Here is a 21,134-nt window from a genome sequence, read left to right as displayed (position 1 = left end):
AAAGTTCAAAAATATGCTCTGCACTTAAAATTGGGTACCTTTTTCAGTGCCTTCCAAAGCTTACATCCCTCATTCTAATTTGACAAATTTGAACCAAATGATATCTTATTATGAGGGCGAGGGGGATAAGAAAATGTTGCCTGAAATATATTACTTGGCAGGTTCTACCTATTTTGATTTACACGACTCACCACAAGCATTGGATTATTATCATAAGGTCTTGGATAACATTACAGCCGATGAATATTTGCGCCTGTGGGGAATTACACATGCGCAAATTGGTTATGTCATGCTTTATCAAGGCAATTATATGTCTGCAGTTCAACATTTTAAAGAGTCTTATTTCGTTGATTCTTTAAGAAATGATGTAGAGGGAATGATTTATGACTTGCGAGATTTGGGCTATTCTTATTCAAGTACAGAGAAATTGGATAGTGCGATTTTTTATAGCCATAGAGCTTTACAGCTTTCTTTGAAAATAAATAATTCAAAAATGGCAAATAATGCAATGTCAAGTTTGGTGGGAATTTATTTGGACTCTCGTTTTTGTAATGTTGATTCTGTAGCCAAATACATTTACCCTATGATTAATGATGTTGAGCCTGAAGATAGGAGCGGTGTGTATTGCGTTGCGATGAAATATTATATGTTGCGCAATATGCCTGATTCCGTCAATTACTACATAGAGAAAATAGAAAAGTATGGAGAGGTATATGCAAAATGTGATGCCTATCGTATAAAATTAGAAATGATGTTAGAACAAAAAGCAGACAAAAATAAGTTGAAAGTATGGCGTCAGTTTCTAAACTATAGTGATTCTATAGAAAAGATTACCAAAACAGAGGCTGTTTCCAAATGCCAGTCTCTTTATGATTATACACAAAGAGTAAAAGAAAATACAAGGTTGAAGAGTGAGAATGAGTATCATAAGCTTCTATTAATTATATTGGGATTATCTGCATTTCTACTGGTCATCTTGTTTTATGTGTATTATACGAAAAATAAATATGCCAAAGAAAAGCAGCAAAGGCAAATGGAAGAATTACAACATCTTTTGGATAAAAGCACATTGCAAGTTCTTAACAACAAAAAAGCATTGACACGAATAAAGGAGTCGGAAATATATGCGTTGTTTTTAGGGAAGATAAGAGCTGGACAAAATGTGACACAAGAAGAGTGGGATAAACTCGATAAGGCTGTTAATGATTATTTTATAGACTTTAAGTTGAAGCTTTATAGAATTTGTAAGCTATCTGATTTAGAATACCAAATATGCTTACTGTTAAAGATAGAACTTTCTTTGGCTGATATTGCAGTACTCGTTCATCGAGAACCATCTACAATAACTATGTCAAGAAAACGACTATATAAAAAGTTGTTTCAGAAAGAAGGAAAAGCAGAAGAATTGGATATGTTTATTCGTTCCGTCTAATGTGAAATATTTCACAACTATACAAGATAAAACTTGTAATGCTTTGTTTGCGAGGTAGTTATAAGTTGTGAAATATTTGTGAATATTTTTTTTAGGTGATAATTCTCGTTTTTTCATACTTTTGCACCATTATTTTTTTGCGTATGAAAAAAGTGAGTTTAATCTTTATGATGTGCATATTTGTATTAGGTATGCATGCTAAACAACAAGAAAAAGTCAATTTGGAGCTTGTTGTCACTTGTGAAAATAAACCTGGTAATTACCGAAAACGTCACAAGGCACCAAACGTAAGGCCTTTGCAGGTTTATTACGATGGCGGCTTTGTGTATTTTCAAAATGCTTATGTGGGGGCGTATGTTACATTCCTGGATGAATTTGGAAATGTTCTCGATGAAGAGACTATTTTTGCAAGCGAGTGTGATATTCCGCAACCTCAATTAGCCAAAGCTCTCCAAATTAGCTTTAGCGATATTGTATGGATCGGTTATTTTAATCAGTAGTATTAATAAATTATCAGATTGTTATGAAGAAATTATTATCACTTTTGATGGCAGTTTTTGCTGTTGTGTTGGTATCTTGTTCTGATACCGACGACTTACGGAGTAGTCAACCTCAGTCAGACAGAATCTATTTTGCGGACAAAAATGCTTTTGAAGCATATCTGGCTTCTCCGACATCTGTAGAGTTGGCTTTTCCAAGTGCTTCTGCCTCCAATGATGTTGTTGGGCAGTTCAAAGAATATACAGATGTAGGTAAGTTGTTGAATAAAGACTTGGAGTTTCAGGTAGGTGACACGATATATAAATATTGTGCTTCGGGTAATGGTGTATTTGAGATAGAGGCATCCAAGTATGATATGTTACGTTCTTTCTATGATAAGGATGCGGAGTTGATAGATAACTTGAGTAGTTTGAAAGAAGTCTCACCTTACAGATATCAGGTAACAGAAGGATTGATATTTGTGTATACAGGAGAGCCAATTATTGTTGTTCAAGATATTATAGCTCCTGTTCCAACTCGTACTTCTCTTGATGGATTAACTCAAGTTCAAACTTCTTTTTGGACAAGTAAAGGAATAACATCGAGTTGCGGTGTAAGGGTTAAGGCCTGGTCAAGAGAAAATACTAATCAAGCATTCCAAGATGCAAATACAGATATGACATTGGAATGGAATATCCAAATAAGAGCTGATAGTGGCGTTGCTTATCGGTCAAGCAAAGGTGGGCTGGCAGGAAAAGGTAATATGATTAAACAAAAAGTTACATCTGACAGTGGATTTGTTAAGTATACTTTGTGGACTAATAGTTTGATACTTTGCAGAGCAAAGTGTTGGGATGGTTCATGGATTGAGGCCAAAGTCACTAAATGATAAAAAAAGAAGTCATGAGGAAAATATTGTTTATATTATTGTCGTTAATGACATGTTTCTCTTATGGGCAAAATAAGGAAACATTTTCTGTGCAAAGTTCTGCATGTCCCAAGCAAATGATAGGTAACTTGACCGTATTTGTTAATCCTGTTAGTAGTAGAGGTATTGTCCCATATTCCGTAAAGAGCAGAAGCATGAGTAATGAGTCTTCTGTTGCTGTTTTAAAGACAACATTCAAAGTGGAAGTAGAACAAAGTGGTGACTATTACCTTCTTGCTAACACATTGTCTACTTACGTACAAAAAGATAAGTTTCAGAAAATTTCTGTATATGTAAATGGAATGTATCAAGGTAAGTTGAATAATACAGAAGCAGACTGGGAAATTATTGGGATAAAAGGAAAAGAAAAAGTGTCTTTGAATAAAGGAAGTAATGAAATAGTATTTTCTTCCTCTGCTCCATTTTATCCTGAAATTGATGCTGTACAGTTGACTTTAGACAAATCTTCTTTGATCACTACAAACGCTCCATATAATGCTTGTAAAGCATTGGCAGCGAAAGATGCGGTCACAGAAAAAACAAAAGAAAGCTGGGAAGTAACCCCAATTGAAGGTAAAATTGTTGGTAATGCAAATGCAACAGTTTGGCAGAATGTCCCAACTGTATATACTTATCACAGAAAGATTTCGGTGACTTCTAAAGAGAAGATGGAAATCCACACTACTCCTGTTGAGAGTGAGGACTATTACGATGTAGATACGTATATGTATTTGTATAAGATAGATGATCCTTATCACTATTCCTGGACTAATGATGATTTTATTGGTTATCATTCAAAGATAGAAGCCACACTTCCTGCAGGTGAATACTATTTGGTTATTCGTGCCAAACAGAGTGACTACGCATCTCAATATATGCCAAGACAAGGGCTTGTGAACGTGTATTGTAATGGTGCATTGCTGAATGAGAATGTACCAATTTCAGGATATCTGATAGATGCACCTGTTAGAACAACAGGAATATTGAATTTCTTTACCAATAAGACATCAGCTTCGTCTCAGTTGTTCCTTATTGATGGTGATCGAATGATGTATAATAGCGAACCATATACCTATTATCCACCTGCGGATTATGGTTGGCTGGATGGCTCCCGAAAGAAAATCACATTTAGAAGGGGTGTTCCCAATTGGAAGGTTTTGGTAACTACTACGAGTGCTTGGTGGATTTGTTTTGGAAAATGTGATGTGTATGCGCCGGTCTAAAGGATGCACCGTCTAAGTATATGGACAAATTCTCTAATCTGAAATCTGGAGATGCGATTTTGATGGCAGATGATGACTCGAAATACAACTCCGCAGCATGGGCTGGTGGTATTACAGATAGAAAAATCTGGATAGGTAATTCTTCTAAAGGATCACCTTATGTCTGGAATTCTTGGGATGATTATTTCGGCAACAATCCTGCTCGTTATCAGAACGCTCCTACCTACACAAGAAATGGTGGTGGAGCAAGAAGTATTATTGTATATTCTAAAGATAGTACCATGACGGGCATTACGCATTTTGCAGTTATGAATAAGGCAAATGATCAACTTCATGGTTTTGACTGTGAAAGTAAAATCGGTACTTGGGGCAGAATTACCCATACCGAAAAATCTCTTTATGGTTCTGAATATGGTAAAACTTATTATAGTTACTATGAGGTTCAGAGTCCTTTGAAATTCAAACATAATACGCTAACCAAATTGGCTCTTCCTACGGTTTGTACTATGGAACAGTCTATTAAAGAGGGATTATCTATAGATAGAAAAGTTGAACTTTCGGCATCGGAAAAGGAAGAGCTTGATGGCTTTGGTAGATTAGTCTTAGATAAAGACTTCGAAAAAATGTATAGTGATTGGGTGGCTGATTATACACTTGCCGATAACTTCGGTGAGGATAATGCAATCTTTTCTGGTCAAGAATTCCAAAAGTTGGTACAACAAGGAAGAAAACATTGGAAGAAAAACATGTCCTTCCTTTGTGACAAAATATTTGTTAATACAAATGAGTATGAGGATGAACAAGATTTGGCTTCTGTGCTCCTCTGTGAAATGGTTGCCCCTTATTATGCTGCCAAAATGGATTCTATTAAGGACGATTGGTTTAAAAATCAATATACAGAAGATGGAAAGTATATCTGTCCTACAATAGAATATTTTACAAAGCGATATGTGAAGAGTATTCTTGAAGAAGAATACACCAAGGCTAATGTCGCCCAAGATTTTGATGGAAATTTCATAGTTTTAGAAGGTAGAAACTTAAAAGTCAACCTCGCAAAGGATGCTGTTGTTTCTCTTCAATTCCAAAATGTAACGACAAACAGTAGTTTGATGTTGCTAAACTCTCAGTTAATGAAAAAGGGAAAATATGTGTATGAGATTGATGTGTTACCTTTAGCGTCTGGAGTGAATGTATGTACTTTGGTTGTTAATGGTAAAGCCTCTTCTGTGAAATTGATAAAATAACGACTATGAAACAAGTGGTTTATAATGTAATAGCAGCTATGCTCCTTATGAGCATGGCTGCATGTTCTAATCCTGAAAATCTCTGTGTTGATCCGCAAACTCCGTCAGCATCTGTCGATACCTTGACATATTGGGAACAAGTGAGTTTGTTAGATAACTACCAGCTGTCTGAGTCTGCAGTCTTAAAGTCTGTGGAAAAGTTCAGTGAATTAGCTTCGCCTAAACCTTCAAGAAGTACAGAGGGAAAACTTGATTTGAAGATTATTTCTAAGCAGAATGTTTGTTTGGGTGGACTTTCAAGATGTTCTGAAAATCAAAAGCAAGACTCTATTCCGATATATTATGTCCAAATGGACAAAGATGACAAGCATGGCTATGCTTTGGTTTCTGGAGACATAAGGACGGCAAGAATTCTCGCTTTTGTTCCTAATGCTACTTCAGAAAAGACCTATGAGCAATATCAAATTATTTCTTTGCTGAAAGAAGCCAGTATTCATGCTTGCTTAAAACAAGCATACTTCTTTAATACAATAAAGGACTCTTTGGCGAATACTGCAAAAAAGAAGAGCGTAATGCAAACTCGATCAGAAAAATTGGAAATTTATGAAATTTGGGAAATGGAAGATCAAGGATGGCAGTTTGAAAGGTCTAACACAAAGTTTCCAGAGCTATCTGTTAAATGGGGACAAGGTTATCCATATAATTGCAAGTTGGAGCAAAAAGGATGTACTAATGCAGCTTACGATTACAGGTGTCCTGCTGGATGTGGTGTAGTTGCAATAGCTCAAGCACTTGCATATTATGAGCCAAAACTTAGTATAAATGGTCAATTGGTAGATTGGAAAATGCTTAAAAAGCAAACATGCATAGATAGATCGGCAAGCAGGCAATTAAAAAATCAAATTGGTTTTTTGATGAAGTGGATTGGTGATAAAGCGGAGGCAAAACATGAATGCGATGCGACCTCAACAAATATTAATGCTATCGAAGTTGTATTGGGACAAGTTGGTATGCAATGTGATAAATTGACTCCTTTCAATTGGAATAGTATATATAATTCTATAAATAATGGCAGTCTTGTCGAAGCAAATGCTGTAGGGCTTGAAAATGAGGTTGAAGAAGTATGTCATTCTTGGATTATTGATGGTTATATGATTGCAAATTTCAATTTTGAATCATATAAAGAACACGCTTTTTATGTTCATAATAATTGGGGGTGGAATGGTTCTTATGATGGTTATTATCTTTTAGAAGATGCTGGAATCAAGTTTGATTTACCTGGGGTGAAATTAGATAGATTGTTAAATATACATGCAAACATTAAAAAGAAATAAAGTGATGAAGCAGTGTTTTTGTAAAGTGAGTTTGTTGTTTGTAGTAATAATAAGCGTGTTGTTGACAAGCTGTAAGGACGATGATGCGCCTTATTTCGAGCGGAGCGGCTATTTGTTGGATTGTTTCTTGGACGCAGATGAGGAGTATTCTTTGGAGGATGCTGTTGGGCGAACCTTGGATGCATCGTGCAGTATTTCTAATGAGAATGATGGTGTGGCAGAGTTGCAAGTGAATCAAGAAACTGGTAATCATATCATTGTACCCAAGAAGATTGGTCGTACTCGTGTCAAATTAATGAGAGGTGAAGAAAAGGTTTCTATTACTGTTGTGGTAAAGACAGAGGCTATAGACTTCTGGAGAATAACAGACCGAATCGAAAAAATAGATTGCGCTTCTGATTTGAAGGAGATTATACGTGCTGATATGTATGAGTCGCAAGTTCTTCCGCTACTGAAGGTAAATGATGATGTTTATTTCGGTTATGGTAGTAAAGGAAGATGGAATATGAGTTATTCCAGCAATCGTGATGAATTAAGGGACTTTTATGTGGATTATGCAAAAGGAGATACTGAATACAAGTTCTATGCTTGGCCTGACATGGATAAGAAGCAGGCCTTTACTTTCTCGCTGGATGAAGTGAGACGACCTTCTGGTGGAGAACCTACGAAGTATGGAACTTTTACTTGTGACTTGACGGATTACTATCAACAGAAGTTTGGACAGGACAAAGTGAAACGAGTGGTGCTGTCGTATAAAGTAGTAAGCTTTCGAATGATTATTTAGATGCTTTCGCCTGTCCTGTGCATGCTCATAAGAGCTACTTGCGACAGAAAAAATGATCCTTTCCGCAGAAATAAGGAGAAATCCTGAGATAATCCATGGCCTTTGCCGTCAGCAAACAACCGCAGACGGTGAAGGCCACAGCTGTTATTGTGAAGAGGATGACCGTAGGATCGAAAGTGAACAAAGGCACAAAGAACTTGGTGATGATGGTGAAAGCCGGCGAGAACAACAGGATGGGGAGGGTGTTCTTTCCGATGACGAACGCTCCTTTCCTGAAGAGTTGGGGCATGAATCTATATACCGTCAGCCAGAATACTGTCATCACGTAGGTGAGCCACAGGCTGCGGACCAGGGCAGGATAAGAACTCTGCCAGGAAGTAATGCCCACGATGGTGACGATGATGGCAAACAATGACGGGCGGAAGACACTCAGGAATGGCACGCGAAGGAGCTTGATGCCCACACCAATGGTGAAGAAGATGCAGCAATGCCAGGAGATGATGTCCAACCAAACCACAAAAATACCGATGAAGGCAACCGTGAGCAGCAGGGCTCCTATCTTGATCTTGTTGCGGTAAAGCCATGAAACGGCATAATAGGCCACATAGCTGATGATGAGATTGTGGATGTACCAGTATGGCCCCAGTGGCTCCATGGCAAGTTTGCGCAGAAAGACGAGCCTGTCGAGCCTGTCGATATGCTCATTGATGGGCAGTATCGAAGCCAGGATGATGTAGAGGCCCTCCATGACAATGTAGGGCACAAGCCACCATTTCACCTTTTGGCAGAATTCGGAAAATGGCTTGTCGACATGAGCCAGGAAACCCGAGATGACAAAGAAGACAGGCGTAGTATAGAGCAGAAAGAACTCCTTGAGCCATGGGTAGGTCTGTCCCAAATAAACCAAGTGTATCATGATGACGTGCAGGATGAACACACACTTCAGAAAGTCTAATTGTACGATTCTATTCTTCATTGATAAACGACATTGTTCTGAAGATATAACGCAACAAGTCTTTTTTTATTATTTTTCATGAGCCTTGCTTTGCCGTTTCGGTGAAATTGCTTAACTTTGCACGCAGAATTCGAATTTTTATATCTTTAATGTAATTATGGCAAAAAAAGCTCTTTTGATGATTCTCGATGGATGGGGAATCGGACAGCATGGCAAGGGTGACGTAATCTATAATACGCCAACTCCTTACCTGGATTATTTGACAGCAGTTTCAGCACACTCTCAGCTCCAGGCTTGCGGTGAAAACGTAGGCTTGCCTGAAGGACAGATGGGTAACTCAGAGGTAGGTCACCTCAATATCGGCGCAGGTCGTGTGGTATATCAGGACCTCGTTAAGATCAACAAGGCTTGCGAAAGCGGTGATATTCTGAAGAATCAGGAAATCATCAACGCTTACAGCTATGCTCAGAAGACAGGCAAGAAGCTCCACCTGATGGGTCTTACCTCTACTGGCGGCGTGCACTCTTCTCTCAACCACCTCTACAAGTTGATTGAGATTTCTAAGGAATATGGTTTGAAGAATACATACGTTCACTGTTTCATGGACGGCCGTGATACCGACCCAAAGAGCGGTAAGGGCTTCATCGAGCAGGTTCAGGCTTGTTGCGAGAAGAACGATGCTCATATCGCAAGCATCGTAGGTCGTTTCTATGCTATGGACCGTGACAAACGCTGGAACCGTGTGAAAGAGGCTTACGACCTGCTCGTAGAGGGCAAGGGCAAGCAGGCAGACGATATGGTAAAGGCTATGCAGGAAAGCTACGATGAGGACGTGACCGACGAGTTCATCAAGCCAATCTGCAACTCTACCGTTGACGGCACCATACAGGAAGGTGATGTCATTATCTTCATCAACTACCGTAACGACCGTGCCAAGGAGCTGACCCAGGTGTTGACTCAGCAGGATATGCCAGAGGAAGGCATGCACACCATCAAGGATCTGCAGTACTACTGCATGACTCCATACGATGCAAGCTTCAAGGGTGTACACATCCTCTTCCCTAAGGAAAATGTAATGGATACTCTTGGTGAGTACCTGAGCAAGCAGGGCAAGAAGCAGCTCCATACAGCTGAGACAGAGAAGTATGCACACGTGACATTCTTCTTCAATGGTGGCCGTGAGACACCTTATGAGGGTGAGGACCGTATCCTCGTGCCTTCTCCAAAGGTTGCTACCTACGACTTGAAGCCAGAAATGAGCGCTTACGAGGTGAAGGACAAGTTGGTGGGTGCCATCAATACACAGGAGTATGACTTCATCGTTGTCAACTTCGCCAATGGTGATATGGTAGGCCACACCGGTATCTACAATGCTATTGCCAAGGCTGTTCATGCTGTAGACAACTGCGTAAAGGATGTTATCGAGGCAGCTAAGGCCAACGATTATGAGGCTATCATCATCGCTGACCATGGAAATGCTGATCATGCCATCAATGCTGACGGTACTCCAAACACCGCCCACTCGCTGAACCCAGTGCCATTCATCTATGTAACAGACAACAACTCAGCTACTGTTAAGGATGGTCGTCTGGCCGACGTGGCTCCTTCTATCCTCCATATCATGGGCTTGGAGCAGCCTGCTGACATGACAGGTGAGAACTTGATTTCTGACAATAAGTAAAATACGATTTTATATACCTATAAAAAGTATCCTAAGATACTTGACCAAGTAATATAAGATACTTGCACAAGTATCTTAAGATACTTTTAAATTTATATTAAGCATGAACGTAAAGATAGAAGACAGCTGGAGACAGCACATAGGTGACGAGTTCGAGAAGCAGTATTTTGTCGATCTCAGCAACTTTGTACGAGAGGAATATCTGCATACGCCTTGTTATCCTCCCGGACGCCTGATATTCAATGCCTTCAATCTTTGCCCTTTTGATGATGTAAAGGTGGTGATTATCGGTCAGGATCCTTACCATGAGCCAGGACAGGCTATGGGACTGAGTTTCTCTGTACCCGAAGGAGTCACTTTTCCACCATCGTTGATGAATATCTTTAAGGAAATACAGATGGATCTTGGTATTCCGATGCCTGCTACAGGTGATTTGACCCGCTGGGCCAAACAGGGAGTGTTATTGCTCAATGCCACCCTGACAGTTAGAGCCCATCAGGCTGCGAGCCATCAGCGCAAGGGATGGGAACAGTTTACGGATGCTGCTATCAAGGCTCTCAGCAGGGACAAGGAGCATCTGGTATTTATTCTTTGGGGAGGCTATGCCCGCAGCAAGGCTTCACTCATCGACTCTTCGCGCCATCTGATATTGCAGAGCGTGCATCCTTCGCCATTATCTGCCAACCGCGGCGGATGGTTTGGTAATCATCATTTCTCCCGCAGTAACGAATATCTCAGACAGAATGGGATAGAACCGATACAATGGTAGAGGCAGCAGAAAAGAGGTTATACATATTTATATATACAGGAAACATTTATGAACAAAGACGAACTGCGTATTCTTCAGGTGGGTGATGTGCTGGTATCACCTAATATTATTACTGAAAAATTCTGTTGCGACCTTGATGCCTGCAAGGGAGAGTGCTGTATCGAAGGCGATGCCGGTGCTCCTGTAAGTCTCGACGAGATTATGGAGATAGAGAATATGCTCGATGTCGTTTGGGAAGACCTGTCGGCTTCGGCACAGGCTGTCATAGATAAGCAGGGTGTGGCGTATACGGATATAGAAGGCGACTTGGTGACGAGCATCGTTAATGGCAAGGACTGCGTATTTACCTGCTATCAGGACCTGAAAGACATGAGCGACGGACACACCATACAGAACTGCTGTCTTTGTGCCTTGGAGCGTGCCTATCGTGAGGGAAAGTCTAAGTTCATGAAACCCATCTCATGTGCCTTGTATCCCATTCGTGCCAAACACTTTGGCAACGGGGTGTATGGTTTGAACTATAACAAATGGAAGATCTGTAAGGCAGCCGTGAAGAAGGGCGAGGAGTTGAACCTGCCCGTATATAAGTTCCTTGAAGGCCCTCTTGTCAAACGATTTGGACAAGAGTGGTATGACGAACTGTGTGCTGTAGCCCGTGAGTTGGGCTATTAGTAGATTTCCAATCCTTCTATTTTCTGTATCTGACTCTTGCGGAAATGGCGGTCGCCCTTGATGGTGATGGATTTTTGCCGGCTCGTGCTGAGACGGCGGAAGGCTTGTTCGTCCATTTCGCCACTGCAGATATATACCAGTCCGTTTATCTCAAGTTTTTCTCCCTTCTTGGCCTCGCGCAGTGTGATGCGTACGGAGCCTTGGAAGAAACGGCCGAAGTCGTAGTGGAGGCCTAAAGAATCTTCGTATTCGGCAATAGGCGACAATACATATCTTAGCCTGTTGACATAGGCAGGGTAAGTGGGTAGTGTGGTGTAGATGCCCTTGGTCTCTTTCAAAAGTCTGTGCACGGGCTTTTCGGATTCTTGGAAGAAGAAGTCGGAGGCTTTCCAGTTGTTGTCATATTGTCTGTTGTCGAAAACCTCTATGGTGTTTCCTATGCTGTCTTGCGTTATCCGGTTGCCTTCAGACAGGCTGCAGCTCCAGGATTCGTCGGCTTGTTGATAGAACGCCGAGCCGTTATGGCTTGTTCCATAATAATCCAATGTTAGTTGTTTGCTGGCAGCATTCTGTGAATATGCTGTAGCCTGAGGGCATGGCGCATACCATACGGCTATGGTATTGGAGTCTGGTCGCAGATAACGAGTCACATCGTAGGTATGCAGAAGGATTCCCTGCGGAGTCGTGTTTTTGTAGTAGACTTCTCTCGATACATTTCTCTCGTTGATATATACCTTGCAGCTGCCCATACTGGCAAAGGTGATATATGCCTGTTGGGGACGGTGCTTGGTGATATAAGTATGGCGGAACATCACCTCGGTGCTGTCGTCGGGAAAGGGATAAGAAATCCAGTGGGTACCGAACTCTTGACTATGCGAGTTCAGTACCCAGAGGATGGAGAATATGATACAAATGATTTTGCGTATCATTTATTTGAAAGTTATTATTATCGTCACTTGGTCGCAGCCTTTTATTTGACCGTCTTGGTCTCACCAGCCTTGAAATGCAGTTTTTTCTGCTTGCCGTTGTAGCAAACGGTGAGCACGCCAGCCTGATGGCTGGTAATCTTGGCTTTGGCAACCTTCCGATTCTTCCAACTGAGGTCGATCTTGTAGTTGCCACGCGCCTTGATACCGTTTATCTCGCCAGTATTCCATACTTCAGGGAGTGATGGCAGCAGTTCCATCGTGTCGCCATCACACTGCATCAGCATCTCACAGATACCAGCAGTTCCACCAAAGTTTCCATCAATCTGGAAGGGTGGGTGAGCATCAAAGAGGTTGGGGTAAGTGCCTCCGGAAGAATGGTTCTTTAACGTGTTGGGACTGACATAGTTGAGCAGTTTGCGCAGAATGGCGTACGACTTGTCGGCTCTGTGCAGACGAGCCCACAGACAGATGCGCCATCCTGTACTCCAACCAGTAGAGTTGTCGCCCTTGATCTCCAACGATTTGGATGCGGCTGCAGCAATTTCAGGAGTCTTGACTAATGTGATATGGTTGAAAGGATACAGACCTAAGAGATGAGACTGATGGCGATGTTGCCAATCCCGGTCGTCCCAGTCGTAGTACCATTCTTGCAGATTACCCCTCTTGCCTATCTGATAAGGATGCAAACGATTGATGGCATCTTGCAGAGTAGCCTGATATGCAAGGTCGGTATTGAGTGCCTTTGCTCCCTTGATGGTATTCCTGAAGAGCTCGTGAATGATGGCAAGATCGGCAGTTCCTCCATATAGGGTGCTTCCCTTGTAGCCTTTGTCTGTTATATATTGTGCCTCGGGTGAGGTGGAAGGGGCTGTGATGAGTTCGCCCGGTTTCTTGGGGTTGTCGATAAGCCACTTCAGCATGAAGTCGGAAGCACCTTTCATCAGTGGGTAAGCTGTCTGGCGCAGGAAGTCGAGATCGCGTGTGTAGTCATAGTGATCCCAAAGAGTCTGTACGAGCCAGGCTCCACCCATGTTCCAGTTGCTCCACTTGGGGCTTCCCTTTTTGGTGCCTACAGGATTACTCATGGCCCATGCATCAGTATTATGTCCGGCACACCAGCCTTCCTCTATACCATAAAAATGCTTGGCGGTGTACTTTCCTGTTACGGCAAGGGCTTTTACCAGTCCTTCTACAGGCATGGTGAGTTCTGAGAGGTTGGCTACTTCTGCAGGCCAGTAGTTCTCTTCCAGATTGATGTTGGTGGTATAGTTGCCTCGCCATGGCGACAGACGGGCTGGTGCCCACAGGCCTTGCAGGTTGGCAGGAACACCCGGAGTGCGTGAGCAACTGATGAGCAGGTATCTGCCAAACTGAAAATAGAGCATCTCGAGATATGGGTTTTGTTCCTGCTTCTTTGTATAGTCGAGGAGTTGTTGCTCCGTGTTGCGCTGAGTGTCGTATCGGGCTCCTTTCAGTATGAAACGGGTGCGGTCGAAAAATTGTTTGTAGTCGTTTACATGACGTTGGCGTAGTTCGGGATAAGTATAGTTGACCAGATGCCAGGCGTCATCTGCCACCTTTTCTATATATGGAGTTCCTTCGGTCACGGGATGCTTGTCGAAACCATTATAGCTGGTCTCGTTTACGAAGCATATGATGGCCTCGCTCACGCCCTGTAGGTGCAGGGTAGAGTCGGTAGGCGTGATACTTCCATCTGTGTTTCGTATGCTCAGTATGGAGCAGAAATGCGTGCTGTTCTCTGGCTCTCCTATGGCATGACCGGTAAGTGTGAGCTGGTTGCTTGAAGCTTTTACCTGATGAGGGATAAGCGATGTAAGCGAGATGTCGCAGTTGATGGCTTGTTTCTGTGATGCGGTGAGCCTGATGGCTATCACTTTATCTGGATGTGATGCGAAGTACTCCCTTGTGTAGCTAACCCCTTCACGGCTATAGCGAAGTGTGGCTATGGCGCTGTCGAGACTGAGCTGACGGTAGTACTGGGTGGCTTGTCCTGGGTTCTGGTCCTTGATGTTGATGATGGCAAGAGGCTGATAATACTCCGAATTGTGCCCTTGTACATGCAGCTGAAGTGAGTCGGCAGCCTTGTAATCTTCTCTGAAGAGTGCTTCCCTTATCTTAGGAATCCACTTGTAGGCTTCGCCTCCTTCCTGCCTGTCAACAGGTTTCCCCGTCCACAGGGTGATGTCGTTGAGGTAAATAGAATCGTTGTTGGCGCCTCCATATATGAGGGCTCCCAACTTGCCGTTGCCTATAGGCAAGGACTCTTCGAAGACTGTTGCAGGCTTGGTGTACCATAAGTTGAATGGCAACTTGTCCTGTGCAAGTTCTGGTAAACTGTTGGCTAAGAGTAGCGCTGAGAAAACAAACTTTCTCATGGTTTTGGGATTTAAGTACTAAAAGGGCGGACATTCTTGATAAGAAGTCCGCCCTGGTATAAATGGTTTAATTAAGCGTCAATATTAGCGTAGGTAGCGTTCTGCTCGATAAACTCACGGCGTGGCTCTACATCGTCTCCCATCAGCATAGAGAAGATCTCATCAGCATGAGCTGCATTCTCGATGGTGACTTGTTTGAGGAGTCGTGTCTTTGGGTCCATGGTGGTTTCCCAGAGCTGCTCGGGGTTCATTTCACCCAAACCTTTGTATCGCTGAGTGTGGATGTTCTTGTCTTCCACGCCTTCGCCATACTTGTCGATAAAGGCCTGGCGCTGCTGTTCTGTATAGCAGTATTCGCTCACCTTGTTCTTGAAAGAACATTTGTACAGTGGTGGAGTGGCGATATAGAGGTGTCCCTCCTCGATAACCTTTGGCATGAAGCGATAGAACAATGTCATAATCAGGGTGTCGATGTGTGAACCATCGACGTCGGCATCCGTCATGATAATAATCTTGTCGTATCTCAACTTGTCTGTGTTGGCCTCCTTGCTGTCTTCTCCGTCTACTCCGAAGCGGACTCCGATGCTCTGGATGATGTTCATTACTGACTCCGCCTCGAACACCTTATGCCATTGCACCTTCTCTACGTTAAGAATCTTACCGCGCAAAGGAAGAATAGCCTGATGGAAGCGGTCGCGTCCCTGCTTGGCAGAACCACCAGCCGAGTCACCCTCGACAAGGAAAATCTCGCACTCCTTAGGATCCTTGATAGAGCAGTCGGCCAACTTGCCTGGCAGACCTCCACCAGTCATAAAGTTCTTGCGCTGTACACTCTCGCGTGCCTTGCGTGCTGCGATACGTGCTGTAGCAGCCAAGACCACTTTTTCACAAATCTTCTTTGCCTCGTCTGGATGTTCCTCTAAATAGTCGGTCAAAGCTTCATTGACAGCCTGTTGTACGGCACCCTGCACCTCGCTGTTTCCAAGCTTGGTCTTGGTCTGACCTTCAAACTGCGGCTCAGCGACCTTGATAGAGATGACAGCTGTAAGACCCTCGCGGAAATCTTCAGGTGCAATCTCGACCTTGGCTTTCTCAATCTGCTTGGCTATGGTTGGCTCTGCTTCTGCGTATGCTTTCAGTGTGCGGGTGAGCGCCATGCGGAAACCAGTGAGGTGGGTTCCACCCTCGATGGTGTTGATATTGTTTACATACGAGTGAATATTCTCGCTGTAATCAGTATTATACATGATGGCAATTTCGATAGGAATGCCCTGCTTTTCTGTCTTCAGATAGATGACATCGTCGAAGAGATGAGTGCGGTGACGGTCTACATAGCGAACGAATTCCTTCAAACCGTCCTTGGCATGGAACACCATCTGTTTCGTTTTTCCCTCTTCGTCGGGACGAAGGTCTGTCAGCGTTATCTTGATACCGGCATTAAGGAATGCCAACTCACGCATGCGGCTTGCAATAATATCCCATTTGTATATTGTAGTGGTGAAGATGGTTGGGTCTGGCCAGAACTGCTGGCGTGTACCGCGCTTGTCGGTCTCGCCAATCACCTTTACAGGATAGAGAGGCTTTCCCTTTTCGTATTCCTGCTGGTAGATCTTGCCTCCACGGAACACCTGAGACATCATGTGTGTTGACAGAGCATTAACGCAACTAACACCCACACCGTGCAAACCTCCGGAAACTTTGTAGGAACCTTTGTCGAACTTACCTCCGGCATGGAGCACTGTCATTACTACTTCGAGAGCAGACTTGTGCAATTTTTTATGCTCGTCTACAGGAATACCACGTCCGTTGTCTTCTACTGTGATAGAGTTGTCTTCGTTGATAGTTACCTCTATGTCTGTACAGTAACCTGCCATGGCCTCGTCGATAGAGTTGTCTACAGTCTCATTTACCAAGTGATGCAGACCTTTCTCGGAGATGTCACCGATGTACATCGCAGGACGTTTGCGAACAGCCTCAAGTCCTTCGAGAACTTGGATGTTGCTCGCTGAATAATTATTTGCGTTGTTTTGATTTTCTGCCATTTCTTTGTTTAGTATTATTTCCGTGCAAAGATAACAAAAAAAAGCGAGAAAAGGGATAGAATGTTGCTAAAAAACCACAAAAAAGCGATGCTTATTTTTTTATTTTTCCCTTTTATATTCAAAAGGGTCGTTTATGCTCCTTTTGTGTGTGAGTTCCTGGATGTTTGGTAAACAAATTAAGGCTGCAATCCTTTCGGAATGCAGCCTTATGTATGTTTATCTCCTAATTTGAGATTAGCCCAACTTAGCGATATGCTGAGCAAGACCAGACTTCAAGTTAGCAGCCTTGTTGCTGTGGATGATGTTGATCTTAGCCAACTTGTCTAAAAGCTTCTGAACAGTAGGATACAGCTTTGTAGCCTCTTCCTTATCTGTCATGTTGCGCAACTTGCGTACAGCGTTACGCATGGTCTTTGCATAATACTTATTGTGCAGAGACTTCTTTTTGTCCTGACGGATTCTCTTGATTGATGATTTATGATTTGCCATCTTTTTTTATTATTATATATTCTACTTGTAGTCCCTAGCAGAGTCGAACTGCTCTTTAGAGAATGAAAATCTCTCGTCCTAACCGATAGACGAAGGGACCATTTGTTGTTTGCGGGTGCAAAGTTACTACATTTTTTTTGTTCTCACAAATTTTTTATGTGGAATTTTTCTTCAAATGCATATTTTTTCGTATTTTTGCCATAGTTTTGGTAAAAAAGGCGAGTAAATGGTTATAAAAACGAAAGCTGTTGTGCTACATGTGGTTAAATTCGGTGACAATCAACTTGTTGTTGATTTTCTTACCGAGGCATTGGGGCGTTTGTCTTTTATGATTCGTCTGCCCAAATCGGCGAAGGCTAAGGTGAAGCGTCAGTATTTTCAACCTCTTTCTGTTTTGTCCTTAGAGTTTGATTATCGTCCTAAGGCCAGTCTGCAACGGCTCAAGGATGTTTTCATTGCTGTTCCTTTTACAGATATTCCGGTTTCGCCCTATAAAATGTCTATGGCGATGTTCCTTTCTGAGTTCTTGTATTATACTACACGCCACGAGCAGGAGAACGTTTCCTTGTTCAGTTTTGTAGTGAGCAGTCTGCAATGGTTGGACTTGGCGCGTGAAGGGTTTGCCAACTTCCATATCGTTTTCATGATTCGTCTTACCTTGTTTTTGGGAATTGCGCCCAATGTGGAAGATGCGTCACAAGGTGGTTGCTTCGACCTGAGTGAGGGAATGTTTGTTGCCCCAGCATCTGTACATTCGATGTTCTTGTCGAAAGATGATTCTTTGCGGATGCGCGATTTGATGAGGCTTCGCTTTCAAACAATGCACCTCTACACAATGTCACGGCAGGAGCGTAACAGATGTGTAGAGGTGATTATAAGTTATTATCGGTTGCACATGCCCGATTTTCCAGAATTGAAAACTCTCCCTATATTGAAGGAACTGTTTGTTTAAGCGAAACTGATGACGCCTTTTACTGGTTCGTCGCCCTCTTCTTTCTTAGTGGTTTCTTGCTGACCGGAGGCGATGTGGCGAATGTCTTCAAGCATCTGACGTGTACGCTTGTAGGTTGGAGTATCTTCCACTTGCATGATGACGTCCTCGTTGTCCAGGTCTTCAGGACGGAAGAGGAAGATATGTGGATGACGCTTGTACTGAGGTGTATTGCCGTCAGAACCATAGTAATGTTTTCTGCGGTCTTCTCGCTCAGCTCTTTTCTCTTCCTGTTCGGCGATTCTGCGTGTCTCTTCCTCTGTATGTTTTCTGAGATGTACGTTCATACCGTCTACATCCTCTATGCCGAATCCTGTAGCAAGAACAGTCACCTTTACCTTGTTGCCCAGCTCGGGGTCGATAGCCAATCCCCATTTCAGTTCGAAGTCGTCGCCAAAGTTGCCCATGAAGTCGTTGACGTCATTCATCTCGTCCATGGTGAGACCAGTGTTGTCTTTTCTCTCACTTGAGAAGGCAATGCTGAGAAGAATCTTCTTGGAGTTGAACACATCGTTGTCGTTGAGCAATGGAGAGTTGAGCGCATCCTCGATGGCTTTTTTCACTCTGCCTTCTCCCTCGCCATAGCCTGTACTCATGATAGCCACGCCGCCATCTTTCAATACTGTCTTCACATCGTTGAAGTCGAGGTTGATGAGTCCGTGTACGGTAATGATTTCGGCGATACTCTTGGCTGCAATGCTCAGTGTGTCGTCTGCTTTGCCGAAAGCATCGAGCACAGCCAGTTCTGGATAAATCTGACGCAGGCGCTCATTGTTGATAACGAGCAGAGCATCGACGTGCTTTGACATTTCCTCAACACCATCCAGAGCTTGGTCTATCTTCTTAGTTCCCTCGAAACGGAAGGGGATTGTAACGATACCTACGGTAAGAATGCCTAATTCCTTGCTTACTCTTGCTATGACTGGAGCTGCACCAGTACCGGTGCCGCCACCCATACCAGCTGTGATGAAGGTCATCTTGGTACCGTCATTCAGCATGTTCTTGATGTCGTCCAATGTTTCTTCGGCTGCCTCGCGTGCTTTTTCTGGTTTGTTGCCGGCACCAAGTCCTTCCTTGCCTAATTGGAGATGTACGGGCACAGGAGAGTCGTTGAGAGCCTGATTGTCGGTGTTGCTGAGTACGAAACTCACATCATGGATGCCCTCTTTGTACATGTGATTGACTGCATTACCGCCGCCACCGCCTACACCAATTACCTTGATGATGCTGTTCTCTTTCTCTGGTTCTCCAAAATCCAGAATATGTGGAGTGTTATCTTGCATGATGAATATCTATATTAAATTTGTTGTTTGTATATATATTAAAGAGGTGTAACTATTCTTCCTCAGAAATACTGTCTTCGACGAATTTCTTCAAGAATCGGAAGCCTCTGTGGAAGATGCTCTTCTCTTTCTTCTCTTTCTTGATTCGCTCTGCCTCCTCTTCGGCAGCTTTTCTTGCAGCCTCTTCCTCTTCTTCTATTTTCTTACGTGCCTCCTCTTCTGCTTTCTGCTTTTCGGCAGCAGTGAGAACTACGCCTGTTCCAACTGTATCGTTAGGATTTCGTGGAGTTTTATGTACATCATTGACAGTGGTGTGACCATCCTGATTGAACAGGTCGGTGTTGATTTCGTCGCCAGCACAGTTCATATTGCCTTTTGCCAACAATCCAAGAACAGTGTTCATCGTTCCGTCGTGGTTGGTGTATCTTGGATCTTTCGAGTTGACTGTCTGGTTGATGAACTTAGCAATTCTAATTTTGTCGATATGAGTGTGCATCTTGAAGGCCCTGCCTATCTCTGGCATATTGCTGCCGCCTCCGGTAAGGATGATGCCACCCAGCAGTTTGTCGGCATATTCTGCTGGAACCTGGAACCATACATTTTCCACGATTTCCTCAACACGTGCTTCCACAATCTCGATAAACTTTTTGCTTTCTACAACACGGTCTTTGTCTATCGGGTAGTTGAGTGTTGGGTCGATATTGCTGTTCTCTGTATAAGCCTTGCCATATTTGAGCTTCATCTTCTCGGCATCCTGTTCCTCGATTTGCAGGCTGGTGATGTCTTTTGTGATATTGTTGCCTCCCAGTGGGATGACTGAGAGATGACGCAAGATGCCCTTGCTGTAGACTGATACTGTAGTGGTGTCGGCACCTAAGTCGACAAGCATACAACCCGCTCTCTTCTCTGAGTCTGTCAGTATATGGTCGGCCAATGCCAGAGGTGCAAGATACATCTCGGCAATAGAGATGTGGGCATTCTCGAAACATGTGTTGATGTTGTTGTAGAAAGTCCTGCGCCACAGGATATTCAGGAAGATGCCCTCGAGGTGAGAACACTGTATGCCAACAGGATCCAGCTGGTGCTGGCTGTCTATCTTGTATTCTTGGGTGATGGCATCAAGGATTTCCTGGTCTGGATAGGTCATGTTGCGGTTGATGTCCATCAACTCGTTGATCATTTCCTGTGTGATGATGGTGTGCTCAGGCAGGTCTTTCACGATCACGTTCTTGATGCTGCGGATAGAACGGCCACCCACACCGACATAAACCTGTCGGATATCTTGCTTCAGTATTGCCTTCAACTTTTTGATGATATTGGTCAGGCAAAGACATGTCTGGTTGATATTGTATATCACACCTTTTCTGATGCAAGAAGACGAGTCTTCCTCCACTGTGGCAAGAACCGTGATGCTTCCGTCCAGGTTCTTCTGTCCTGCTATACCTGTCATCTTTGATGAACCAAGTTCAATTGCTACGATAAATTCCTTTGGCATAGTTGTA

Annotated in this window: 18 protein-coding genes; 11 read left to right on the top strand and 7 right to left on the bottom strand. The window is 43.2% G+C overall.

Annotation, left to right across the window (positions count from 1 at the left end):
* The first annotated feature begins 97 nt into the window (after positions 1–97).
* The 7 genes from F7D20_RS09200 to F7D20_RS09170 all read left to right on the top strand — a co-directional run bounded on the left by F7D20_RS09200 (position 98) and on the right by F7D20_RS09170 (position 7,425).
* Entirely contained in the window at positions 98–1,432 is a 1,335-nt protein-coding gene (locus tag F7D20_RS09200) for a hypothetical protein (protein WP_158463790.1), read from the top strand.
* A 143-nt stretch (positions 1,433–1,575) separates the two neighbouring features.
* A complete protein-coding gene (locus F7D20_RS09195; RefSeq protein WP_158463789.1) occupies positions 1,576–1,932 on the top strand; it encodes a hypothetical protein in 357 nt (118 codons plus the stop codon).
* A gap of 23 nt (positions 1,933–1,955) precedes the next feature.
* Positions 1,956–2,801: a hypothetical protein gene (locus tag F7D20_RS09190; protein ID WP_158463788.1), complete on the top strand. Its 846-nt coding sequence runs from the start codon at positions 1,956–1,958 to the stop codon at positions 2,799–2,801.
* Positions 2,798–4,063 carry a hypothetical protein gene (locus F7D20_RS09185; RefSeq protein WP_158463787.1) on the top strand — a complete coding sequence of 422 codons (1,266 nt, stop codon included), beginning with the start codon at positions 2,798–2,800 and terminating at the stop codon, positions 4,061–4,063. The genes F7D20_RS09190 and F7D20_RS09185 overlap by 4 nt, the downstream gene beginning before the upstream one ends.
* Positions 4,064–4,083: 20 nt before the next feature.
* On the top strand, positions 4,084–5,307 hold the full coding sequence (locus F7D20_RS09180) for a DUF7689 domain-containing protein (protein WP_158463786.1): 1,224 nt from the start codon (positions 4,084–4,086) through the stop codon (positions 5,305–5,307).
* Between the two features lie 5 nt (positions 5,308–5,312).
* A complete protein-coding gene (locus F7D20_RS09175) occupies positions 5,313–6,641 on the top strand; it encodes a C10 family peptidase (RefSeq protein WP_158463785.1) in 1,329 nt (442 codons plus the stop codon).
* Between the two features lie 4 nt (positions 6,642–6,645).
* Positions 6,646–7,425: a hypothetical protein gene (locus F7D20_RS09170; protein WP_228114158.1), complete on the top strand. Its 780-nt coding sequence runs from the start codon at positions 6,646–6,648 to the stop codon at positions 7,423–7,425.
* Between the two features lie 34 nt (positions 7,426–7,459).
* Here the strand turns inward: F7D20_RS09170 and F7D20_RS09165 are convergent, their stop codons facing one another.
* Complete coding sequence (locus F7D20_RS09165) at positions 7,460–8,401, bottom strand: acyltransferase family protein (protein WP_158463783.1); 942 nt, start codon at positions 8,399–8,401, stop codon at positions 7,460–7,462.
* A gap of 136 nt (positions 8,402–8,537) precedes the next feature.
* Here F7D20_RS09165 and gpmI point away from each other — a divergent pair, with 136 nt between their 5' ends.
* The 3 genes from gpmI (at position 8,538) to F7D20_RS09150 (ending at position 11,502) form a co-directional block, all read left to right on the top strand.
* Positions 8,538–10,061: a 2,3-bisphosphoglycerate-independent phosphoglycerate mutase gene (gene gpmI, locus F7D20_RS09160; RefSeq protein WP_158463782.1), complete on the top strand. Its 1,524-nt coding sequence runs from the start codon at positions 8,538–8,540 to the stop codon at positions 10,059–10,061.
* A gap of 103 nt (positions 10,062–10,164) precedes the next feature.
* Positions 10,165–10,830 carry a uracil-DNA glycosylase gene (gene ung, locus F7D20_RS09155; RefSeq protein ID WP_158463781.1) on the top strand — a complete coding sequence of 222 codons (666 nt, stop codon included), beginning with the start codon at positions 10,165–10,167 and terminating at the stop codon, positions 10,828–10,830.
* 48 nt (positions 10,831–10,878) lie between these two features.
* Positions 10,879–11,502 carry a DUF3109 family protein gene (locus F7D20_RS09150; protein ID WP_158463780.1) on the top strand — a complete coding sequence of 208 codons (624 nt, stop codon included), beginning with the start codon at positions 10,879–10,881 and terminating at the stop codon, positions 11,500–11,502.
* Here F7D20_RS09150 and F7D20_RS09145 read toward each other — a convergent pair.
* The 4 genes from F7D20_RS09145 to rpsT form a co-directional block, all read right to left on the bottom strand.
* Complete coding sequence (locus tag F7D20_RS09145) at positions 11,499–12,431, bottom strand: alpha-L-rhamnosidase N-terminal domain-containing protein (protein ID WP_158463779.1); 933 nt, start codon at positions 12,429–12,431, stop codon at positions 11,499–11,501. The genes F7D20_RS09150 and F7D20_RS09145 overlap by 4 nt on opposite strands.
* A gap of 41 nt (positions 12,432–12,472) precedes the next feature.
* Complete coding sequence (locus F7D20_RS09140; RefSeq protein WP_158463778.1) at positions 12,473–14,827, bottom strand: glycoside hydrolase family 95 protein; 2,355 nt, start codon at positions 14,825–14,827, stop codon at positions 12,473–12,475.
* Positions 14,828–14,898: 71 nt separating this feature from the next.
* Positions 14,899–16,869 carry a DNA topoisomerase (ATP-hydrolyzing) subunit B gene (gyrB, locus tag F7D20_RS09135; protein WP_158463777.1) on the bottom strand — a complete coding sequence of 657 codons (1,971 nt, stop codon included), beginning with the start codon at positions 16,867–16,869 and terminating at the stop codon, positions 14,899–14,901.
* Positions 16,870–17,103: 234 nt separating this feature from the next.
* The gene (rpsT, locus tag F7D20_RS09130) at positions 17,104–17,358 is read right to left on the bottom strand and encodes a 30S ribosomal protein S20 (RefSeq protein ID WP_022252070.1); all 255 of its coding nucleotides are present in this window, start codon (positions 17,356–17,358) and stop codon (positions 17,104–17,106) included.
* Positions 17,359–17,584: 226 nt separating this feature from the next.
* On the opposite strand from rpsT, the gene recO reads away from it, so the two are divergent.
* Entirely contained in the window at positions 17,585–18,310 is a 726-nt protein-coding gene (gene recO / locus F7D20_RS09125) for a DNA repair protein RecO (protein ID WP_158463776.1), read from the top strand.
* Here the strand turns inward: recO and ftsZ are convergent.
* Together ftsZ and ftsA are read right to left on the bottom strand one after the other, a co-directional pair.
* Positions 18,307–19,632, bottom strand: a complete 1,326-nt coding sequence (gene ftsZ, locus F7D20_RS09120) for a cell division protein FtsZ (protein ID WP_158463775.1) — start codon at positions 19,630–19,632, stop codon at positions 18,307–18,309. The two genes, recO and ftsZ, sit on opposite strands and share 4 nt — an antisense overlap.
* A 52-nt stretch (positions 19,633–19,684) precedes the next feature.
* Entirely contained in the window at positions 19,685–21,127 is a 1,443-nt protein-coding gene (gene ftsA, locus F7D20_RS09115) for a cell division protein FtsA (RefSeq protein WP_022252073.1), read from the bottom strand.
* Between the last annotated feature and the right edge of the window lie 7 nt (positions 21,128–21,134).

It is taken from the genome of Segatella copri (genome assembly GCF_009495355.1).
GTDB lineage: Bacteria > Bacteroidota > Bacteroidia > Bacteroidales > Bacteroidaceae > Prevotella.
Note: the sequence above shows the minus strand (reverse complement) of the source record. Positions and strands in the feature narration are given on the sequence as shown.